Source organism: Stutzerimonas sp. KH-1 (assembly GCF_054483855.1).
Map to the genome: position 1 here is coordinate 3,595,623 of NZ_CM137011.1, position 18,540 is coordinate 3,614,162.

Genomic DNA, 18,540 nt, shown 5'->3' on the forward strand with positions numbered 1-18,540 from the left:
CTATGCAGCAAATACCCAACCATCAGCTGGTCGCCGAATGGCTGCGCCTGCTGGACAGCTATCCCGCCGAAGCTGCCGCCGCGTTGCAGGCGGTGTCGGCCGAGAAGAGTCAGGAACTGGCCGAGCACTTCTATTCGCAGATGCTCGCCGATCCCCATTCGGCCAGTTTTCTCAGCCATGAACAGGTCAAGACCCGTCTCGGCCAGTCCATGCAGAAATGGATCGTCACGGTCTGTTCTTCGACGGCCCACAGCGACCTCGACGCGGTAGTCGACCTGCAGCGCAAGGTCGGCGATATCCACGCGCGCATCGAGATACCGGTCAGCCTGGTGCTGCGCGGTTCCAGGCTGCTCAAGGGGCGCCTGCGCCAGCTGCTGGAACAGCGTGAACTCGACGAGCCGGTCAGGCGCAAGGCCGCGCGCATGGGCGCCGATCTGATCGATCTGGCGGTTGAGATCATCTGCTTCGCCTATTCACAGTCCCACGACCGCAATTCGCGGGCGGAAGAGGCCTATCGGCTGTTTTCGGTTTCGCAGAACATTGGCGTCGAGAAGGAGCGGCAGCGCGCCGCACTGCTGGATTGGGAGAACCAGCTGATGTTCGACCTGGCCATCGGCAACCTGACCGGCACGCTGCCGCAGCTGGCCGGCTCCGAGTTCGGCCTGTGGTTCCGCCACAAGGCTTCACATGCCTTCCAGGGCTCGCCGGAGAGCGCGAGCATCCTCGAGTACATCACGCAGATCGATGAAGAGCTCAAGGTCATCGCCACGCTGGACGATGCCGCCGGACGCTTGGGCAAGCTGCATCAGATCCGCGAGCAGACGCGCTCGATCAAGTTCCTGCTCGACAGCCTGTTCGAGCAGGCCAACGACCTGGAGGCCGGCCGTGACGTGCTGACGCGGCTGCTCAACCGCAAGTTCCTGCCGGTGGTGATGGCCAAGGAAGTGCTCTACGCGCGCCAGTCGAACAACACCTTCGGTGTGCTGGCGATCGACGTCGATCACTTCAAGCGCATCAACGACACGCACGGCCACGATGCCGGCGACCAGATCCTGCAGCAGGTTGGCGCGCTGCTGGCGAGCAACACCCGCGGCGGCGACTATGCGTTCCGCCTGGGCGGCGAGGAATTCCTGCTGGTGCTGGTGGACATCGATGCCAACAAGGCACTGGCGGTGGCGGAGAAGCTGCGCGAGCGAATCGCCCGTGAGCACTTCCGTCTGTCCAGCGGCGACGTGCTGCACGTGACGGTCAGCATCGGCATGGCCGTCCATGATGGTCATCCGGACTATGAACGCCTGCTGCAACAGGCCGATCAGGCGCTTTATCAGGCCAAGCATGGCGGGCGCGATCGCTGCGTGCTGCACGCCGGCTGAAAGCAGACCCCCGTAAAAACAAAAGGGGAACAACCTCGCGGTTGCTCCCCTTCTTTTTCGCGCTTCGATCAAGCCGGCGCGGAGGCACGGATCAGGTGGTCAAAGGCGCTCAGCGAAGCCTTGGCGCCTTCACCGACGGCGATCACGATCTGCTTGTACGGCACCGTAGTCACGTCACCGGCAGCGAACACGCCGGGGATGCTGGTCTGGCCCTTGGCATCGACGATGATTTCGCCGAAGCGCGACAGCTCCAGGGTGCCTTTGAGCCACTCGCTGTTGGGCAGCAGGCCGATCTGCACGAAGATGCCTTCCAGCTCGACCTCGTGCACCTCGTCATTGTTGCGGTCCTTGTAGACCAGGCCGGTGACCTTCTGGCCGTCGCCCTTGACCTCGGTGGTCTGCGCCATCTTCAGCACGCGGACGTTGGGCAGGCTGTTGAGCTTGCGCTGCAGCACGGCGTCGGCACGCAGGTCTTCGCCGAATTCCAGCAGGGTCACGTGGGCGACGATGCCGGCCAGGTCGATGGCCGCTTCCACACCGGAGTTGCCGCCGCCGATCACCGCCACGCGCTTGCCCTTGAACAGCGGGCCATCGCAGTGCGGGCAGTAGGCGACGCCACGGCCGCGGTATTCCTGCTCGCCCGGCACGTTCATTTCGCGCCAGCGCGCGCCAGTGGCGAGGATCAGGGTCTTGGCCTTGAGCTCGCCGCCATTCTCGAACTGCACACGATGCAGGCCGTCGTCGCCGGCCGGGATCAGCTGGCTGGCGCGCTGCAGGTTCATGATGTCGACCTCGTACTCGCGCACGTGCTCTTCCAGCGCGCGGGCCAGTTTCGGGCCTTCGGTTTCCTTCACCGAGATGAAGTTCTCGATGGCCATGGTGTCGAGCACCTGACCGCCGAAGCGCTCGGCTGCGACACCGGTACGGATGCCCTTGCGCGCGGCGTAGATGGCCGCTGCGGCGCCAGCCGGACCGCCGCCGACCACCAGCACGTCGAAGGCGTCCTTGGCCTTGAGCTTCTCGGCATCACGGGCACTGGAGCCGGTGTCGAGCTTGGCGAGGATCTCTTCCTCGCTCATGCGTCCTTGGGTGAACAGCTCGCCATTGAGGTAGATGCTCGGCACCGACATGATCTGGCGCGCTTCGACCTCGTCCTGGAACAGTGCGCCGTCGATGGCCACGTGCTTGACGTTCGGGTTGACCACGGCCATCAGGTTCAACGCCTGGACCACGTCCGGGCAGTTCTGGCAGGACAGCGAAAAGTAGGTTTCGAAGCGGTAGTCGCCGTCGAGCGCCTTGATCTGTTCGATCACCTCCGGTGCTGTCTTCGATGGGTGACCGCCGACCTGCAGCAGGGCCAGCACCAGCGAGGTGAACTCGTGGCCCATGGGGATGCCGGCGAAACGCAGGCTGATGTTGCCGCCGATGCGGTTGAGCGAGAACGACGGCTTGCGCGCATCGTCGCCGTCGGTCTTCAAGGTGATCTTGTCGCTGAGGCCGGCGATGTCCTGCAGCAGGCTCAGCAGCTCCCGGGATTTCTCGCCGTCATCGAGGGACGCGACGATCTCGAAGGGCTGGGTGACCTTCTCCAGGTAGGCTTTCAACTGGGTCTTGAGATTGGAATCCAACATTGGCGACATACCCCGTCAAAGTGTATTAGCCCTTAGGGCTCTTAAGATGAATGACTCGAATGAGGCAAACTCTACTCCGCAGTAGGGGTATTCCGAAATTGATTAAAACAGTCGCGTCGATTTGATCTGTCTATGCTGAAACGAAAACCCCGGTCGGGGCCGGGGTTTTCTTTGCATCACTTTGAATCTACAAGTGCCGCCGCCGCATCAGAAGTCCAGATTCGAGACCGCCAGTGCGTTGGTTTCGATGAACTCCCGGCGGGGTTCCACTGCATCGCCCATCAGCGTGTTGAAGATCTGGTCCGCCGCGATGGCGTCCTCGATCGTCACCTTGAGCATGCGCCGCACGTTCGGGTCCATGGTGGTTTCCCACAGTTGGTCCGGGTTCATCTCGCCGAGACCCTTGTAGCGCTGAACGCTGTGTCGACGGGTACCCTCGTTCATCAGCCAGTCCAGCGCTTCCTTGAAGCTGGCGACCGGCTTCTTGCGCTCGCCACGCTGCACGTAGGCACCTTCTTCCAGCAGACTGTTGAGCTTCTCCCCCAGCGCGGTCACCGTGCGGTAATCGTTGCTGCCGAAGAAATCACGGTTGAAGGTGATGTAGCTGGCCAGGCCGTGGGAGCTGATCTCCACCTCCGGGAGCCACAGGTGGCGTTCCTTGTCCTCGCGCAGGCTGAGGTTGTAGACCAGCCCCGAGCGCTCGCCACCCTTGAGCCGCGCGCTGTACTGCTCGAGCCAGGCCTGCATCGCGGAGTGGTCAGCCAGCTGCTCGAGCGTAACCCGAGGCAGATAGATGAAGTGCTCGGTCAGCTCCAGCGGGTACAGCCGCGACAGGCGCTGCAGGGTCTTCATTACCGTACGGTAGTCGTTGACCAGCCTTTCCAGCGCTTCGCCGGCCAGGCCTGGCGCATCATCGTTGACGTGCAGGCTGGCATCTTCCAGGGCCGATTGAGTGAGGTACTCCTCCATCGCCTCGTCGTCCTTGATGTACTGCTCCTGCTTGCCGCGCTTGACCTTGTACAGAGGCGGCTGCGCGATATACACGTAGCCACGCTCGATCAGCTCGGGCAACTGGCGGAAGAAGAAGGTCAAGAGCAGGGTGCGGATGTGCGAACCGTCAACGTCAGCATCGGTCATGATGATGATGTTGTGGTAGCGCAGCTTGTCGATGTTGTATTCCTCGCGGCCGATGCCGCAACCCAGCGCGGTGATCAGCGTGCCGACTTCCTGGGACGAGAGCATCTTGTCGAAGCGCGCTTTCTCGACGTTGAGGATCTTGCCCTTGAGCGGGAGGATCGCCTGGGTCTTGCGGTTGCGGCCCTGCTTGGCCGAGCCACCCGCGGAGTCACCCTCCACGATGTACAGTTCGGACAGCGCAGGATCCTTCTCCTGACAGTCGGCAAGCTTGCCCGGCAGGCCGGCAATATCCAGCGCACCCTTGCGGCGGGTCATTTCCCGCGCCTTGCGCGCCGCCTCACGGGCACGCGCGGCGTCGATCATCTTGCCAACCACAGCCTTGGCTTCGTTGGGATGTTCCAGCAGGAAGTCGGCGAAGTACTTGCCCATTTCCTGTTCCACCGCCGTCTTCACCTCAGAAGAAACCAGCTTGTCCTTGGTTTGCGAGCTGAACTTCGGATCCGGCACCTTGACCGAAATGATTGCGGTCAGGCCTTCACGCGCATCGTCACCGGTGGTGGAGATCTTGTGCTTCTTCGCCAGACCTTCCTGCTCGATGTAGTTGTTCAGGTTGCGCGTCAGCGCGGAACGGAAGCCGGCCAGGTGGGTACCGCCGTCACGCTGGGGAATGTTGTTGGTAAAGCAGAGGATGTTCTCGTTGAAGCTGTCGTTCCACTGCAGCGCGACTTCGACGCCGACGCCATCGTCACGCTGAACGTTGAAGTGGAAGACCTGGTTCACCGCGGTCTTGTTGGTGTTCAGGTAGGCGACGAAGGCGCTGAGGCCGCCCTCGTACTTGAACAGTTCTTCCTTGGCCGTGCGCTCGTCACGCAGGACGATACCCACGCCGGAGTTGAGGAAAGACAGCTCGCGCAGACGCTTGGCCAGAATGTCCCAGCTGAAATGGATGTTCTGGAAGGTCTCGGCGGAGGGCTTGAAATGGATCTGCGTGCCCGACGTATCGGTTTCGCCCACCGCCGCGAGCGGAGCTTGCGGGACGCCATGGCGATAGAGCTGTTCCCACACCTTGCCTTCGCGGCGGATGGTCAGCAGTAGCTCCTCGGACAATGCGTTCACCACCGAGACACCCACGCCGTGCAGACCACCGGATACCTTGTAGGAGTTGTCATCGAACTTACCGCCAGCGTGCAGCACGGTCATGATGACCTCGGCTGCCGATACACCTTCTTCGTGAATATCCACCGGAATGCCGCGCCCGTTGTCGCGCACGGTAATGGATTCGTCGGTATGGATGGTGATGGAAATATCGCTGCAGTAGCCGGCCAGCGCTTCATCGATCGAGTTATCGACGACCTCGAAGACCATGTGGTGCAGGCCGGTGCCGTCATCGGTGTCGCCGATATACATGCCAGGGCGCTTACGCACGGCATCAAGACCTTTCAGTACCTTGATGCTCGAAGAGTCGTACGTGTGGTTCTCACTCATGCCTTCACTCCCGAGGGGCCGTGGAGCTGGGTTATTTGCCCATGTTCCACGTGAAACATTGAGACTGGTGTTTGTTCACCCCAGCCTTCTTGCAAAACGGTTGAATCGACGCAGGTAATAAACACCTGACAGTTCAGCTGTTCGAGCAACCTGCACAACGCCAATCGGTGCTGCGCATCCAGCTCAGAGGGCAGGTCGTCGACCAGATAAATGCATTGCCCGCGCTTGGCCTCGCTGACGAGATGACCTTGGGCAATGCGCAACGCACACACCACCAGCTTCTGTTGCCCACGCGACAGCACTTCAGCCGCGTTATGAGCACCAACCTTGAGTCGCAGATCCGCACGCTGTGGACCGGACTGCGTATGGCCCATCGCGCGATCGCGCTCCAGTGACGATGCAAGCACATCGACCAATGGCCGATCCTTGTCCCAACCGCGGTAATAGCTCAGCGTCAGGCCATCCAGGTCCAGCAACGCCTTGAGCGTCGTCTCGAAGACCGGTTTAAGCGTTTGGATGTAAGCGCGGCGGTAACCGTCGATCTCGTCGCTGGCCAAGCTCAGTTCCCGGCTCCACGCGGCGTCCGAAGCGCCGTCCAGTGTACCATGCCGGAGCCATGAGTTCCGTTGCCGCAGGGCCTGCTGCAGCCGCTGCCAGGCACTCATGAAACGATGTTCCACGTGGAACACACCCCAGTCTAGGAACTGCCTGCGCAGCTTGGGGGCCCCCTCCAGCAAGCGGAAACTGTCCGGGTTGATCAGCTGCAGCGGCAGGGTGTCAGCCAGCTCGGCGGCAGAGCGAACGCTCTGCCCATCGATACGAATCCTGACTTCGCCGCTGCGATCTCTGGAAACCCCCAGGGCTCGACTGTGCTGGTCCGGAAGCTCGACCTGGCCGAACACCGTGCAGGCCGGTTGCTCATAGGTGATCACCGGATTCAGTCGAATACTGCGAAAGGAACGTGCGAGCCCGAGCAGGTGGATGGCTTCCAGCAGGCTCGTCTTGCCGCTGCCGTTGTCGCCGAAGAGGATGTTGATGCGCGGGGAAGGGGTCAGCGTCACCGGGTGCAGATTGCGAACCCCGGTGACGGAGAGACGGCTGAGGGACATTAAGCGGGGTTACAGACGCATCGGCATCACGACGTAAGCGGAATCGTCGTTGTCGAACTCCTGCACCAGAGCGCTGCTGTTGGCGTCGGAGAGAATCAGACGCACCTGCTCGGTGGTCATCACGCCCAGGACATCGAGCAGGTAGCTGACGTTGAAACCGATCTCCAGCGATCCTCCGTTGTAATCGACTGCAACTTCCTCTTCGGCTTCCTCCTGCTCCGGGTTGTTGGCCTGGATCTTCAACAGGCCGCTTTCTAGCTGCAGGCGAATGCCGCGGTACTTCTCGTTGGAGAGGATCGCCGTGCGGCTGAACGCCTCGCGCAGCAGCTGGCGATCACCGACCACCAGCTTGTCACCGCCCCGCGGCAGCACACGCTCGTAGTCCGGGAATTTTCCGTCCACCAGCTTGGAGGTGAAGGTGAACTCGCCAGTAGTCGCGCGAATGTGATGCTGACCCAGTACGATGCTGACTTCGGCATCCTGATCGTTGAGCAGGCGCGCCAGTTCCAAGATGCCCTTGCGCGGGACGATCACCTGATGGCGATCCGGCTGTTCGATGCCGGCCTGCATCGAGCACATGGCCAGGCGATGGCCATCGGTGGCCACGGCACGCAGCATGCCGCTGGACACTTCGATCAGCATGCCGTTGAGGTAATAGCGCACATCCTGCTGGGCCATGGCGAACGCGCTGCGCTCGATGAGCTTGCGCAGCTTGCCCTGCTCGACGGTAAACGACAGTGAGCCAGGACCTTCTTCCACGGTGGGGAAATCGTTGGCCGGCAGGGTCGACAGCGTGAAGCGGCTGCGCCCCGACTTGATGACGACCTTCTGGTCATCCAGGCGAATACTGATCAGCGCATCGCTCGGCAGGCTCTTGCAGATATCCATCAGCTTGCGTGCCGGCACGGTGATCTCGCCAGGCTCGGCGGCATCTTCGAGCGCGACGCGCCCCACCAGTTCAACCTCGAGATCGGTACCGGTCAGCGACAACTGCTGCCCCTGTACGACGAGAAGAACGTTGGACAGCACCGGCAAGGTCTGACGGCGTTCGACGACGCCAGCAACCAGCTGCAGGGGTTTCAACAGGGCTTCGCGCTGAATGGAAAAATGCATGGTCTGGTCCCTTGCCTATAGATTAGGTCGCACTCAGGTTGTCAAAGTTCGCAGCAGATTTTTGTAATCTTCACGTATATCCGCGTCTGTTTCCCGCAATTCGGCGATCTTACGACAGGCATGCAGAACCGTGGTGTGATCTCGACCGCCGAACGCATCGCCGATCTCCGGCAGGCTGTGATTGGTCAATTCCTTGGACAAAGCCATGGCCACTTGCCGCGGACGCGCGACCGAACGGGAACGCCGCTTGGACAGCAGATCGGAAATCTTGATCTTGTAGTACTCGGCCACGGTGCGCTGGATATTGTCGACGCTGACCAGTTTATCCTGCAACGCCAGCAGGTCTTTCAGCGATTCGCGTATCAGCTCGATGGTGATGTCGCGCCCCATGAAGTGGGCATGGGCGATCACCCGCTTCAGCGCTCCCTCAAGTTCGCGGACGTTGGAGCGAATGCGCTGGGCAATGAAAAACGCCGCATCGTGGGGCAGATCCACCTTGGCCTGATCCGCCTTCTTCATCAGGATCGCCACACGGGTCTCCAGTTCGGGCGGCTCGACCGCTACGGTCAAACCCCAACCGAAACGCGACTTCAGACGCTCTTCGAGCCCATCGATCTCCTTCGGATAGCGGTCGCTGGTGAGAATGACCTGCTGGCCGCCTTCAAGCAGCGCATTGAAGGTATGGAAGAATTCTTCCTGGGAGCGCTCTTTCTTGGCGAAGAACTGAATGTCATCGATCAGCAGCGCATCCACTGAACGGTAGAAGCGCTTGAACTCGTTGATCGCGTTGAGCTGTAGGGCCTTGACCATGTCGGCGACGAAACGCTCCGAATGCAGGTACACCACCTTGGCGTTCGGATTCTTCTTCAGCAGATGGTTGCCCACCGCATGCATCAGGTGGGTCTTGCCCAAACCCACGCCACCATAAAGGAAGAGCGGGTTGTAACCATGCTTCGGATTGTCCGCCACCTGCCAGGCGGCAGCCCGTGCCAGCTGGTTGGACTTGCCTTCGACGAAATTCTCGAAGGTAAAGGTGCGGTTCAGATAACTGGTGTGCTTGAGGCCACCTTCGACCTGCACGGTCCGCTCGGTACGCGGCGGCTCCGGCTCTGGGGGCTCGGCAACCACCGGTTCGAACCGGGCCGCTTGCGGTTGCGCCACCGCTGCGGGCGTGACCGGCGTGGTTGCTGCTGGTTGCGGCTGGGCGCGCGCTGCTGCGGCCGCGGAGGGCAGGGCGGCGGACGAGGTGCGCTTGCTACCTATAAGAAGGGAGAGTGCCGGCGCCAGCCCGGTCGACCGTTCGGAAAGCAGCTCCAGCAGTCGCGACAGGTACTTTTCATTGACCCAGTCGAGCACGAAGCGATTTGGGGCATAGACGCGTAGTTCATCGCCGTCGCCCTCCACCTGCAGGGGACGAATCCATGTGTTGAATTGCTGAGCAGGCAGTTCATCGCGCAAAAGCTCAACACACTGCTGCCAAAGTTCCACCGACACGGAAGCTCCTATCGACTCTGTCGAGGTAAGACGGCGGCCATTGTAGCTGTGCACCGGTTGGTTATCCACAAGAACCCGCCCCGTGCCACTGCGATTCCGGCTTACCAGGCAGAATGAAAAGCCATCCTGCAAGCCTGTTGATAACCCCGCATAAGGGCGGTGTTAAACCCTGTGGGAAAGCGATTAGTTCTGTCCGCTGTGGATATATCTGGGTTTCATCCCCAGGCTGCACAGAGGCTTCCCACCCCCGCCGCACCGCTTTTCCACCTGCTTTTCAATCGCTTCAGCCCTTGCTGCGTATAGCCTGCAGAAAGGTATCCACAGATCGTAGTGGGTACATACATAAGCATTACATCTTAAGAGCTTATATTTCTTTTCTTTCTTATCTATTTTCTGGCTCGGCGGAACTGGTTGGAAATTGACCTGGCTGGACAGCTTCTCTACAATCGCCGGTCTCTTAAAAGGGGGCCATTCCGGCCCGCAATGGATCACCAGGTAACCGCACCATGAAACGCACTTTCCAACCCAGCACCATCAAGCGCGCTCGTACCCATGGCTTCCGTGCCCGCATGGCCACCAAGAATGGTCGTCAAGTTCTGTCCCGCCGTCGCGCCAAAGGCCGTAAGCGTCTGACCGTCTGATATCGGAACAGGTAGTGAGTCGGGGCTTCGGCCGGGAAAAGCGTCTGCTGACTCCCCGCCAATTCAAGGCAGTCTTCGACTCCCCTTCCGGTAAGGTGCCTGGCAGGAACGTCCTGCTGCTGGCACGCGAGAACGATCTGCAATACCCCCGCCTCGGGTTGGTGATCGGCAAGAAAAGCGTCAAGCTTTCGGTGGAACGTAACCGCATCAAGCGGCAGATACGGGAAACCTTTCGTCACCACCAACTGGAATTGGCGGGCTGGGACATCGTGATCATCGCCCGCAAGGGATTGGCTGATCTGGACAATCCCGAACTGGCGAAGCAGTTCGCCAAGCTCTGGAAGCGACTGTCACGCAACCCAGCCAAGGCCGCCGTCGAACCTGGAGCCGCCAACAGCACCCATGCGTAAATTGGCCATTGCTTCGATCAAGGTCTACCAGTACGCCATCAGTCCGATGATGGCCAGTCACTGTCGTTTCTATCCAAGCTGCTCCTGCTATGCACTAGAGGCCATCGAAACCCATGGTCTGTTGCGTGGCGGCTGGCTGAGCCTGCGCAGGTTGGGGCGTTGCCACCCGTGGAACCCTGGTGGCTACGATCCTGTGCCTCCTCACAACACTTCCAATTCATCTCCGATGGCCGAGTAACCATGGATATCAAACGCTCGATACTGCTCGTAGCTCTGGCAGTCGTTGCCTACCTGATGGTTCTTCAGTGGAACCAGGATTACGGTCAGGCAGCTTTGCCGACCGAAACCGCGCAAAGCCAGCCAGCCGCTCCGGCACTGCCGGACAGCCCGAGTGCGACGACCGAAGGCAATGCTGATGACGTCCCGGCCGTGGCCGGTCAGCAGCAAGCCAGTGCCCTGCCAGCCAGCGCACCGAGTAGTCAACTGATCCGGGTGCGCACCGACGTATTGGATCTGGCCATCGATCCGCGTGGCGGGGACATCGTCGAGCTGCATCTGCCGCAGTATCCTCGCCGTCAGGATCGGCCCGATGTGCCGTTCCAGCTGTTCGAGCGCAGCGGCGAGCGTACCTATGAAGCGCAGAGCGGCCTGATTGGCGATGGTCCGGACAAGGCCAGCGGCCGTCCGCAGTACAGCAGCGAGAAAACCGAGTATCGACTGGCCGAAGGGCAGGATGAGCTGGTTGTCGACCTGAACTACAGCGCCGATGGGGTCAACTACACCAAGCGCTTTACTCTGGAGCGAGGCAACTACGCGCTGAAGGTCAACTATCTGATCGACAACCAGAGTGAAAAGCCCTGGACCGGCTATCTGTTCGGCCAGCTCAAGCGCGACAACAGCGGCGACCCATCCTCGAGCACCGCCACCGGCACCGCCACTTATCTGGGTGCCGCGCTGTGGACCAAGGACGAGCCCTATCGCAAGGTCTCCATGGGCGACATGGATGAAAGCAACCTGCGTGAAAGCGTGCAGGGCGGCTGGATCGCCTGGCTGCAGCACTACTTCGTCACCGCCTGGATCCCGCAGGCGGACGACACCAACCAGGTGCAGACCCGCAAGGACAGCCAGGGCAACTACATCATCGGTTTCACCGGCCCGGCGGTCACCGTGCCGGCCGGTGCTCAGGGTGAGACCGGCGCCACGCTGTATGCCGGCCCGAAGAGCCAGGACAAACTGGAAGAGCTCTCTCCGGGTCTGCGTCTGACGGTCGACTACGGCATTCTCTGGTTCATCGCCCAGCCGATCTTCTGGCTGCTGGAGAACATCCACGCGCTGCTCGGCAACTGGGGCTGGTCGATCATCGTGCTGACCATCGTCATCAAGCTCGCCTTCTTCCCGCTCTCTGCCGCTAGTTACCGGTCGATGGCCCGCATGCGCGCTGTCTCGCCGAAGATGCAGGCGCTGAAGGAACAGCATGGCGACGATCGCCAGAAGATGTCCCAAGCGATGATGGAGCTGTACAAGAAAGAGAAGATCAATCCGCTGGGTGGCTGCCTGCCGATCCTGGTGCAAATGCCGGTGTTCCTGGCGCTGTACTGGGTCCTGCTGGAAAGCGTCGAGATGCGCCAAGCGCCCTGGATGTTCTGGATCACCGACCTGTCGATCAAGGATCCGTTCTTCATCCTGCCGATCATCATGGGCGTGACCATGTTCATTCAGCAGCAGCTCAACCCGACTCCGCCGGACCCCATGCAGGCTCGGGTGATGAAGCTGTTGCCGATCATCTTCACCTTCTTCTTCCTCTGGTTCCCTGCCGGTCTCGTGCTGTACTGGGTCGTCAACAACGTCCTGTCCATCGCTCAGCAGTGGTACATTACCCGCAAGATCGAGGCCGCGGCGAAGCCCGCCTGACACCTCAGATGCCCATGCACAACGCCCCTTGATTGGGGCGTTCTGCTATCTGCGATCCAGAAAGGAGGCCGCATGAATCCAGTTCGCGACACCATAGCTGCCGTCGCTACCGCTCCAGGGCGCGGAGGGGTCGGTATCGTCCGGGTCTCAGGGCCACGGGCCAAGGCCATCGCCATTACCCTGACCGGTCGTGAGCCAACACCACGGCATGCGCACTACGGTGCATTTCACGCAGACGATGGCGAGGTGATCGACGAGGGCTTATTGCTGTTCTTTCCAGGCCCGCATTCGTTCACCGGAGAAGACGTACTCGAACTACAGGGGCATGGTGGCCCGGTTGTCCTGGACATGCTCCTGCAGCGCTGCGTCGAACTCGGCGTGCGTCTGGCTCGACCAGGCGAGTTCAGTGAGCGCGCCTTTCTCAACGACAAGCTGGATCTGGCCCAGGCCGAGGCAATCGCCGATCTCATCGAAGCTAGCTCGGCACAGGCAGCGCGCAACGCGGTGCGTTCGCTGCAGGGCGAATTCTCTCGCCGCGTGCACCAACTGACCGAGAAGTTGATTCAGCTACGTATCTATGTAGAAGCGGCGATCGATTTTCCTGAGGAAGAGATTGACTTCCTCGCCGATGGGCATGTCCTGGCGCAGCTGAATGCCGTGAAAGCAGAGTTATCCACAGTGCTGCGGGAGGCCGGCCAGGGTGCATTGCTGCGGGACGGGATGACGGTAGTGATCGCGGGACGCCCGAACGCCGGTAAATCCAGCCTGCTCAATGCACTGGCGGGCCGCGAGGCTGCGATTGTGACCGATATTGCCGGCACCACCCGCGACGTGCTGCGCGAACACATCCTCATCGATGGCATGCCGTTGCATGTCGTCGACACGGCCGGTCTGCGCGACACCGACGATCAGGTCGAGCGCATTGGCGTGCAACGGGCGCTCAACGCCATCGGCGAAGCGGACAGAGTGCTGCTGATGGTCGATGCCAGTGCACCTGAAGCGCTGGATCCTATGGCCCTCTGGCCGGAGTTTCTCGAGTTCAGCCCGGCACCGAACCGGGTGACGCTGATCCGAAACAAAGCCGATCTGAGCGGTGAGCCGATCGCGATTCGCTTTGACGACAGCGGACAGGCAACACTGAGCCTGTCCGCCCGGTCAGGTGAAGGTATCGAGCTGCTCCGCGAACACCTCAAGCAGTGCATGGGCTACGAGCAGACTTCTGAAAGCAGCTTCAGCGCTCGACGCCGCCATCTCGACGCACTGCGTCTGGCCGACCAGTATCTGCAGCATGGACATGCCCAGCTGACACTGGCCGGCGCGGGCGAGTTGCTGGCCGAGGATCTGCGCCTGGCACAACAGGCGCTCGGCGAGATCACCGGAGCGTTCAGCTCGGACGACCTGCTCGGGCGAATCTTCTCCAGCTTCTGCATCGGCAAATGACTCAGAACGGGCGTTGATCGCGCCCGCTTCACTTCCTCTCCCTTCACCCACAACGCGCAACGTCGCGCTGAAGAAACCCAGCGCAGGCATTCGGCTGCCCGTTGTGCCGTCAATGAGCCCTGTGGAAAAGGCCGCCTGAACGCAGTAGAAAAGTCATCTTAAAAACGGGTGAAAAATCCATATGTGCATAACTAGGCCTTTAATCCACAGGATGCGCGCCGCGTTCACACGGCTAACACCCAGCCGAAGCACAGGCTTATCCTTTCCTAGAGAGCTAGAGCGACGGGGTCTTCAGAGGGTTATCCACAGAACGGTAGTTCACCATACATAAACATAGAAATAAGCTTCTTATCTATTTCTTCTCTATTTCTATGTTTACCCACTGACGTACCCCGTCGAATGGTTGGTCATTTTTTGCTCAGAGCCCTTCTTTAGCTCCGGCTAAATCCCTATACTTCGCGGTTTCCCAAACTCCCATCTAGACAGGCACGAGGTGCGTGGTGGACTTCCCTTCCCGTTTTGACGTGATCGTTATCGGCGGCGGCCATGCCGGCACCGAAGCTGCGCTGGCAGCGGCACGCATGGGCGTGAAGACCCTGCTGCTCAGCCACAACGTGGAAACCCTCGGCCAGATGAGCTGCAACCCTGCCATCGGTGGCATCGGCAAGAGTCATCTGGTCAAGGAAATCGACGCTCTGGGCGGCGCCATGGCAACCGCCACCGACAAGGGCGGCATCCAGTTCCGTGTGCTCAACAGCCGCAAGGGACCTGCCGTGCGTGCCACCCGTGCACAAGCCGACCGGGTGCTTTACAAGGCTGCAGTTCGCGAAGCCTTGGAAAACCAGCCCAACCTGTGGATATTTCAGCAAGCGGCCGATGACCTGATCGTCGAGCAGAACGAGGTCCGTGGCGTCGTCACGCAGATGGGGCTGCGTTTCCTCGCCACGTCAGTGGTGCTGACCACCGGAACCTTTCTTGGCGGACTTATCCACATAGGTCTGCAGAATTATTCAGGCGGACGTGCAGGCGATCCGCCTTCGATCGCCTTGGCCAAGCGCCTGCGCGAACTGCCGCTGCGCGTCGGTCGGCTGAAGACCGGCACGCCGCCACGCATCGACGGCCGTTCGGTGGACTTTTCGCAGATGACCGAGCAACCTGGCGACACGCCGCTGCCGGTGATGTCCTTTCTCGGCAGCCGGGAGCAGCATCCGCCGCAGGTCAGCTGCTGGATCACCCACACCAACGCGCGTACTCACGAGATCATCGCCGCCAACCTCGATCGCTCGCCGATGTATTCCGGTGTGATCGAAGGCGTGGGACCGCGCTACTGCCCTTCGATCGAAGACAAGATTCATCGTTTTGCCGACAAGGACAGTCATCAGGTCTTCCTCGAGCCGGAAGGCCTGACGACTCACGAGCTTTATCCCAACGGCATCTCCACCTCGCTGCCGTTCGACGTGCAGTTGCAGATCGTGCAGAGCATCCGCGGCATGGAGAATGCGCACATCGTGCGGCCGGGCTACGCCATCGAATACGACTATTTCGATCCGCGTGATCTCAAGTACAGCTTGGAGACCAAGGTCATTGGCGGGCTGTTCTTTGCCGGTCAGATCAATGGCACCACCGGTTACGAAGAAGCCGGCGCCCAGGGGCTGCTCGCCGGAGCCAACGCCGCCTTGCGCGCGCAGGGCAAGGACAGCTGGTGCCCGCGACGCGATGAGGCCTACCTCGGCGTGCTGGTCGATGACCTGATCACCCTCGGCACGCAGGAGCCGTATCGCATGTTCACCTCGCGCGCCGAGTACCGGCTGATTCTGCGCGAGGACAATGCCGACCTGCGCCTGACCGAGAAGGGCCGCGAGCTCGGGCTGGTGGACGACGCCCGCTGGGCGGCGTTCTGCGCCAAGCGCGAAGGTATCGAGCGCGAGGAACAGCGCCTGAAGAACAGCTGGGTGCGCCCCGGCACGCCGCAGGGCGATGCCATCGCCGAACGCTTCGGCAGCCCGCTGGCCCGCGAGTACAACCTGCTCAATCTGCTTGCGCGTCCCGAAATCGATTATCAGAGCCTGATCGAACTGACCGGTGACGGTGCGCAGGATCCTCAGGTCGCCGAGCAGGTCGAGATCAAGACCAAATACGCCGGCTACATCGAACGCCAGCAGGACGAGATCGAACGGCTGCGTGCCAGCGAGAACATCGCCCTGCCGGCTGATCTCGACTACACCACGATTCCGGGCTTGTCGAAGGAGATCCAGCACAAGCTCGGGCAGGCTCGGCCCGAAACGCTTGGCCAGGCATCGCGCATCCCGGGCGTCACCCCGGCGGCCGTCTCGCTGTTGATGATCCATCTGAAGAAACGCAACGCCGGCCAGCAGCTGGAGCAGAGCGCTTGATGAATCTGGTCAGTGAGTCGCATGCCACCGAGCTTGTTCGTGGTGCCGAGGAACTTGGGATCGAACTCAGCGAGTGGCAACAGCAGCAGCTGCTTGCCTATCTGGCGCTGCTGATCAAGTGGAACAAGGCCTACAACCTGACCGCCGTACGCGACCCGGACGAGATGGTGTCGCGGCACCTGCTCGACAGCCTGAGCGTGGTGCCCTTCGTCGCCGAAGGTGGGCGCAACTGGCTGGATGTCGGCAGCGGTGGCGGCATGCCTGGCGTGCCGCTGGCGATCATGTTCCCCGAGCTGGCCTTCACCCTGCTGGACTCGAACGGCAAGAAGACGCGCTTTCTCACCCAGGTGAGGCTGGAGCTGAAACTGGCCAATCTCGAGGTGGTGCACAGCCGTGTCGAGCAGTTCCAGCCAGCCATCGCTTTCGACGGCATCACCTCGCGTGCCTTCAGCTCGCTGGAGGACTTTGCCAGCTGGACACGCCATCTGGGCGATACCGAGACGCGCTGGCTGGCGATGAAAGGCGTGCAGCCGGACGACGAGCTGCAGCGGCTGCCAGCGGACTTCCGCCTCGATGCCTGTCACGTACTCAAGGTTCCCGGTTGCCAAGGCCAGCGCCATCTGCTGATACTGCGCCGCACTTCATGACCCGGACAGACACTGACCATGGCTAAAGTCTTCGCCATTGCCAACCAGAAAGGCGGTGTCGCCAAGACCACCACCTGTATCAACCTGGCCGCTTCGCTGGTTGCGACGCGCCGGCGCGTGCTGCTGATCGATCTCGATCCGCAGGGCAACGCCACCACCGGCAGCGGTGTGGACAAGCTCGGCCTGGAATACTCGATCTACGATGTGCTGATCGGCGAATGCAGCCTGGTTGATGCCATGCAGTTCTCCGAGCACGGTGGCTACCAGTTGCTGCCGGCCAACCGCGACCTGACCGCGGCCGAGGTGGCCCTGTTGAATCTGCCGGCCAAGGAAAAGCGCCTGCGCGAAGCCCTGGCGCCGGTCCGCGAAAATTATGACTACATCCTCATCGACTGCCCCCCGTCGCTGTCGATGCTGACTATCAATGCTCTGGCTGCATCGGACGGAGTGATCATCCCAATGCAGTGCGAGTACTACGCGCTCGAAGGGCTCACCGACCTGGTCAACTCGATCCAGCGCATCGGTCAGGCACTCAATCCGAGTCTGAAGATCGAAGGTCTGCTGCGCACCATGTACGACCCGCGCAGCAGCCTGACCAACGATGTCTCCGAGCAGCTCAAGGCGCATTTTGGCGACAAGCTCTACGACACCGTCATCCCGCGCAACGTCAGGCTTGCCGAGGCACCCAGCCACGGTATGCCGGCGCTGGTCTACGACAAGCAATCCAAGGGCGCACTGGCCTACCTGGCCCTGGCCGGAGAACTGTCGCGACGCCAGCGCCAGTCGGCGCGTGGCGCCCTCGCATAAGGACTACTCATGGCGACCAAGAAAAGAGGCCTAGGCCGCGGACTCGATGCCCTGCTCGGCGGCGCCAGTGTTTCGGCCATGCAGGAAGAGGCTGCCAAGGTCGATACCCGCGAACTCCAGCACCTGCCGCTGGAGCTGATCCAGCGCGGCAAGTACCAGCCGCGACGTGACATGGACCCTCAGGCACTGGAAGAGCTGGCCCAGTCGATCAAGAACCACGGCGTGATGCAGCCGATCGTGGTGCGACCGCTGAGTGGTGGTCGCTACGAAATCATTGCCGGCGAGCGGCGCTGGCGGGCCAGCCAGCAGGCCGGGTTGGAGAAGGTGCCAGCGCTGGTTCGTGAGGTCCCGGACGAAGCGGCGATCGCCATGGCGCTGATCGAGAACATTCAGCGCGAGGATCTCAATCCGATCGAAGAGGCGGTGGCGCTGCAGCGTTTGCAGCAGGAGTTCCAGCTGACCCAGCAACAGGTCGCCGATGCGGTCGGCAAGTCGCGTGTCTCCGTCAGTAATCTGCTGCGACTGATCGCCCTGCCGGACGAGATCAAGACGCTACTTGCCCATGGTGATCTGGAGATGGGCCATGCGCGCGCCTTGCTGGGTTTGCCGGGTGACCAACAGGTCGAGGGCGCGCGGCATGTTGTCGCACGTGGTCTGACGGTCCGCCAGACCGAGGCCCTGGTACGTCAGTGGCTGAGCGATAAGGAAAAGCCGAAGCCCGAGGTCAAGAGCGATCCGGATATCAGCCGCCTGGAACAGCGCCTTGCCGAACGGCTGGGCTCGCCGGTGCAGATCAAGCATGGGCAGAAGGGCAGGGGCCAACTGGTGATCCGCTACAGTTCGCTGGACGAATTGCAGGGCGTTCTGGCGCACATTCGTTGATACAAAATCCATGTAGTGCCGGTCGGAAAATACTACCGGAGAGTTGAACCCCGGCTGGCCTGCTCCT

Annotated in this window: 15 protein-coding genes; 10 read left to right on the top strand and 5 right to left on the bottom strand. The window is 61.3% G+C overall.

Annotated elements, in window-relative coordinates; all coding sequences use genetic code 11:
- The first annotated feature begins 2 nt into the window (after window positions 1-2).
- Window positions 3-1,373, top strand: a complete 1,371-nt coding sequence (locus tag ACX1DW_RS17310; RefSeq protein ID WP_458991985.1) for a diguanylate cyclase — start codon at window positions 3-5, stop codon at window positions 1,371-1,373.
- 68 nt (window positions 1,374-1,441) lie between these two features.
- On the opposite strand, the gene ahpF is transcribed toward ACX1DW_RS17310, so the two are convergent.
- The 5 genes from ahpF to dnaA form a co-directional block, all read right to left on the bottom strand.
- On the bottom strand, window positions 1,442-3,004 hold the full coding sequence (ahpF, locus tag ACX1DW_RS17315; protein WP_458991986.1) for an alkyl hydroperoxide reductase subunit F: 1,563 nt from the start codon (window positions 3,002-3,004) through the stop codon (window positions 1,442-1,444).
- Window positions 3,005-3,211: 207 nt separating this feature from the next.
- Window positions 3,212-5,626 carry a DNA topoisomerase (ATP-hydrolyzing) subunit B gene (gene gyrB / locus ACX1DW_RS17320; protein ID WP_208217114.1) on the bottom strand — a complete coding sequence of 805 codons (2,415 nt, stop codon included), beginning with the start codon at window positions 5,624-5,626 and terminating at the stop codon, window positions 3,212-3,214.
- On the bottom strand, window positions 5,623-6,735 hold the full coding sequence (recF, locus tag ACX1DW_RS17325; protein WP_458991987.1) for a DNA replication/repair protein RecF: 1,113 nt from the start codon (window positions 6,733-6,735) through the stop codon (window positions 5,623-5,625). Before recF ends, gyrB begins: the two co-directional genes overlap by 4 nt.
- 9 nt (window positions 6,736-6,744) lie before the next feature.
- Window positions 6,745-7,848: a DNA polymerase III subunit beta gene (gene dnaN, locus ACX1DW_RS17330; RefSeq protein ID WP_063540258.1), complete on the bottom strand. Its 1,104-nt coding sequence runs from the start codon at window positions 7,846-7,848 to the stop codon at window positions 6,745-6,747.
- A 33-nt stretch (window positions 7,849-7,881) separates the two neighbouring features.
- Entirely contained in the window at window positions 7,882-9,342 is a 1,461-nt protein-coding gene (gene dnaA / locus ACX1DW_RS17335) for a chromosomal replication initiator protein DnaA (protein WP_133455174.1), read from the bottom strand.
- Between the two features lie 506 nt (window positions 9,343-9,848).
- Between dnaA and rpmH the strand changes: the two genes are divergently transcribed.
- The 9 genes from rpmH to ACX1DW_RS17380 all read left to right on the top strand — a co-directional run bounded on the left by rpmH (window position 9,849) and on the right by ACX1DW_RS17380 (window position 18,473).
- Window positions 9,849-9,983 carry a 50S ribosomal protein L34 gene (gene rpmH, locus ACX1DW_RS17340; protein ID WP_003290924.1) on the top strand — a complete coding sequence of 45 codons (135 nt, stop codon included), beginning with the start codon at window positions 9,849-9,851 and terminating at the stop codon, window positions 9,981-9,983.
- Window positions 9,984-9,997: 14 nt separating this feature from the next.
- Complete coding sequence (gene rnpA / locus ACX1DW_RS17345; RefSeq protein ID WP_063540256.1) at window positions 9,998-10,393, top strand: ribonuclease P protein component; 396 nt, start codon at window positions 9,998-10,000, stop codon at window positions 10,391-10,393.
- Window positions 10,386-10,631 carry a membrane protein insertion efficiency factor YidD gene (gene yidD / locus ACX1DW_RS17350; RefSeq protein WP_063540255.1) on the top strand — a complete coding sequence of 82 codons (246 nt, stop codon included), beginning with the start codon at window positions 10,386-10,388 and terminating at the stop codon, window positions 10,629-10,631. Before rnpA ends, yidD begins: the two co-directional genes overlap by 8 nt.
- A 2-nt stretch (window positions 10,632-10,633) precedes the next feature.
- The gene (gene yidC / locus ACX1DW_RS17355; protein WP_125867548.1) at window positions 10,634-12,304 is read left to right on the top strand and encodes a membrane protein insertase YidC; all 1,671 of its coding nucleotides are present in this window, start codon (window positions 10,634-10,636) and stop codon (window positions 12,302-12,304) included.
- A 72-nt stretch (window positions 12,305-12,376) separates the two neighbouring features.
- Complete coding sequence (gene mnmE, locus ACX1DW_RS17360; RefSeq protein ID WP_458991988.1) at window positions 12,377-13,744, top strand: tRNA uridine-5-carboxymethylaminomethyl(34) synthesis GTPase MnmE; 1,368 nt, start codon at window positions 12,377-12,379, stop codon at window positions 13,742-13,744.
- Between the two features lie 500 nt (window positions 13,745-14,244).
- Entirely contained in the window at window positions 14,245-16,137 is a 1,893-nt protein-coding gene (gene mnmG / locus ACX1DW_RS17365) for a tRNA uridine-5-carboxymethylaminomethyl(34) synthesis enzyme MnmG (RefSeq protein ID WP_458991989.1), read from the top strand.
- The gene (rsmG, locus tag ACX1DW_RS17370) at window positions 16,137-16,784 is read left to right on the top strand and encodes a 16S rRNA (guanine(527)-N(7))-methyltransferase RsmG (RefSeq protein ID WP_208217110.1); all 648 of its coding nucleotides are present in this window, start codon (window positions 16,137-16,139) and stop codon (window positions 16,782-16,784) included. Before mnmG ends, rsmG begins: the two co-directional genes overlap by 1 nt.
- A gap of 18 nt (window positions 16,785-16,802) precedes the next feature.
- Window positions 16,803-17,591, top strand: a complete 789-nt coding sequence (locus ACX1DW_RS17375) for a ParA family protein (protein ID WP_003303699.1) — start codon at window positions 16,803-16,805, stop codon at window positions 17,589-17,591.
- Window positions 17,592-17,600: 9 nt separating this feature from the next.
- Window positions 17,601-18,473: a ParB/RepB/Spo0J family partition protein gene (locus ACX1DW_RS17380; RefSeq protein WP_458991990.1), complete on the top strand. Its 873-nt coding sequence runs from the start codon at window positions 17,601-17,603 to the stop codon at window positions 18,471-18,473.
- Window positions 18,474-18,540 lie beyond the last annotated feature (67 nt).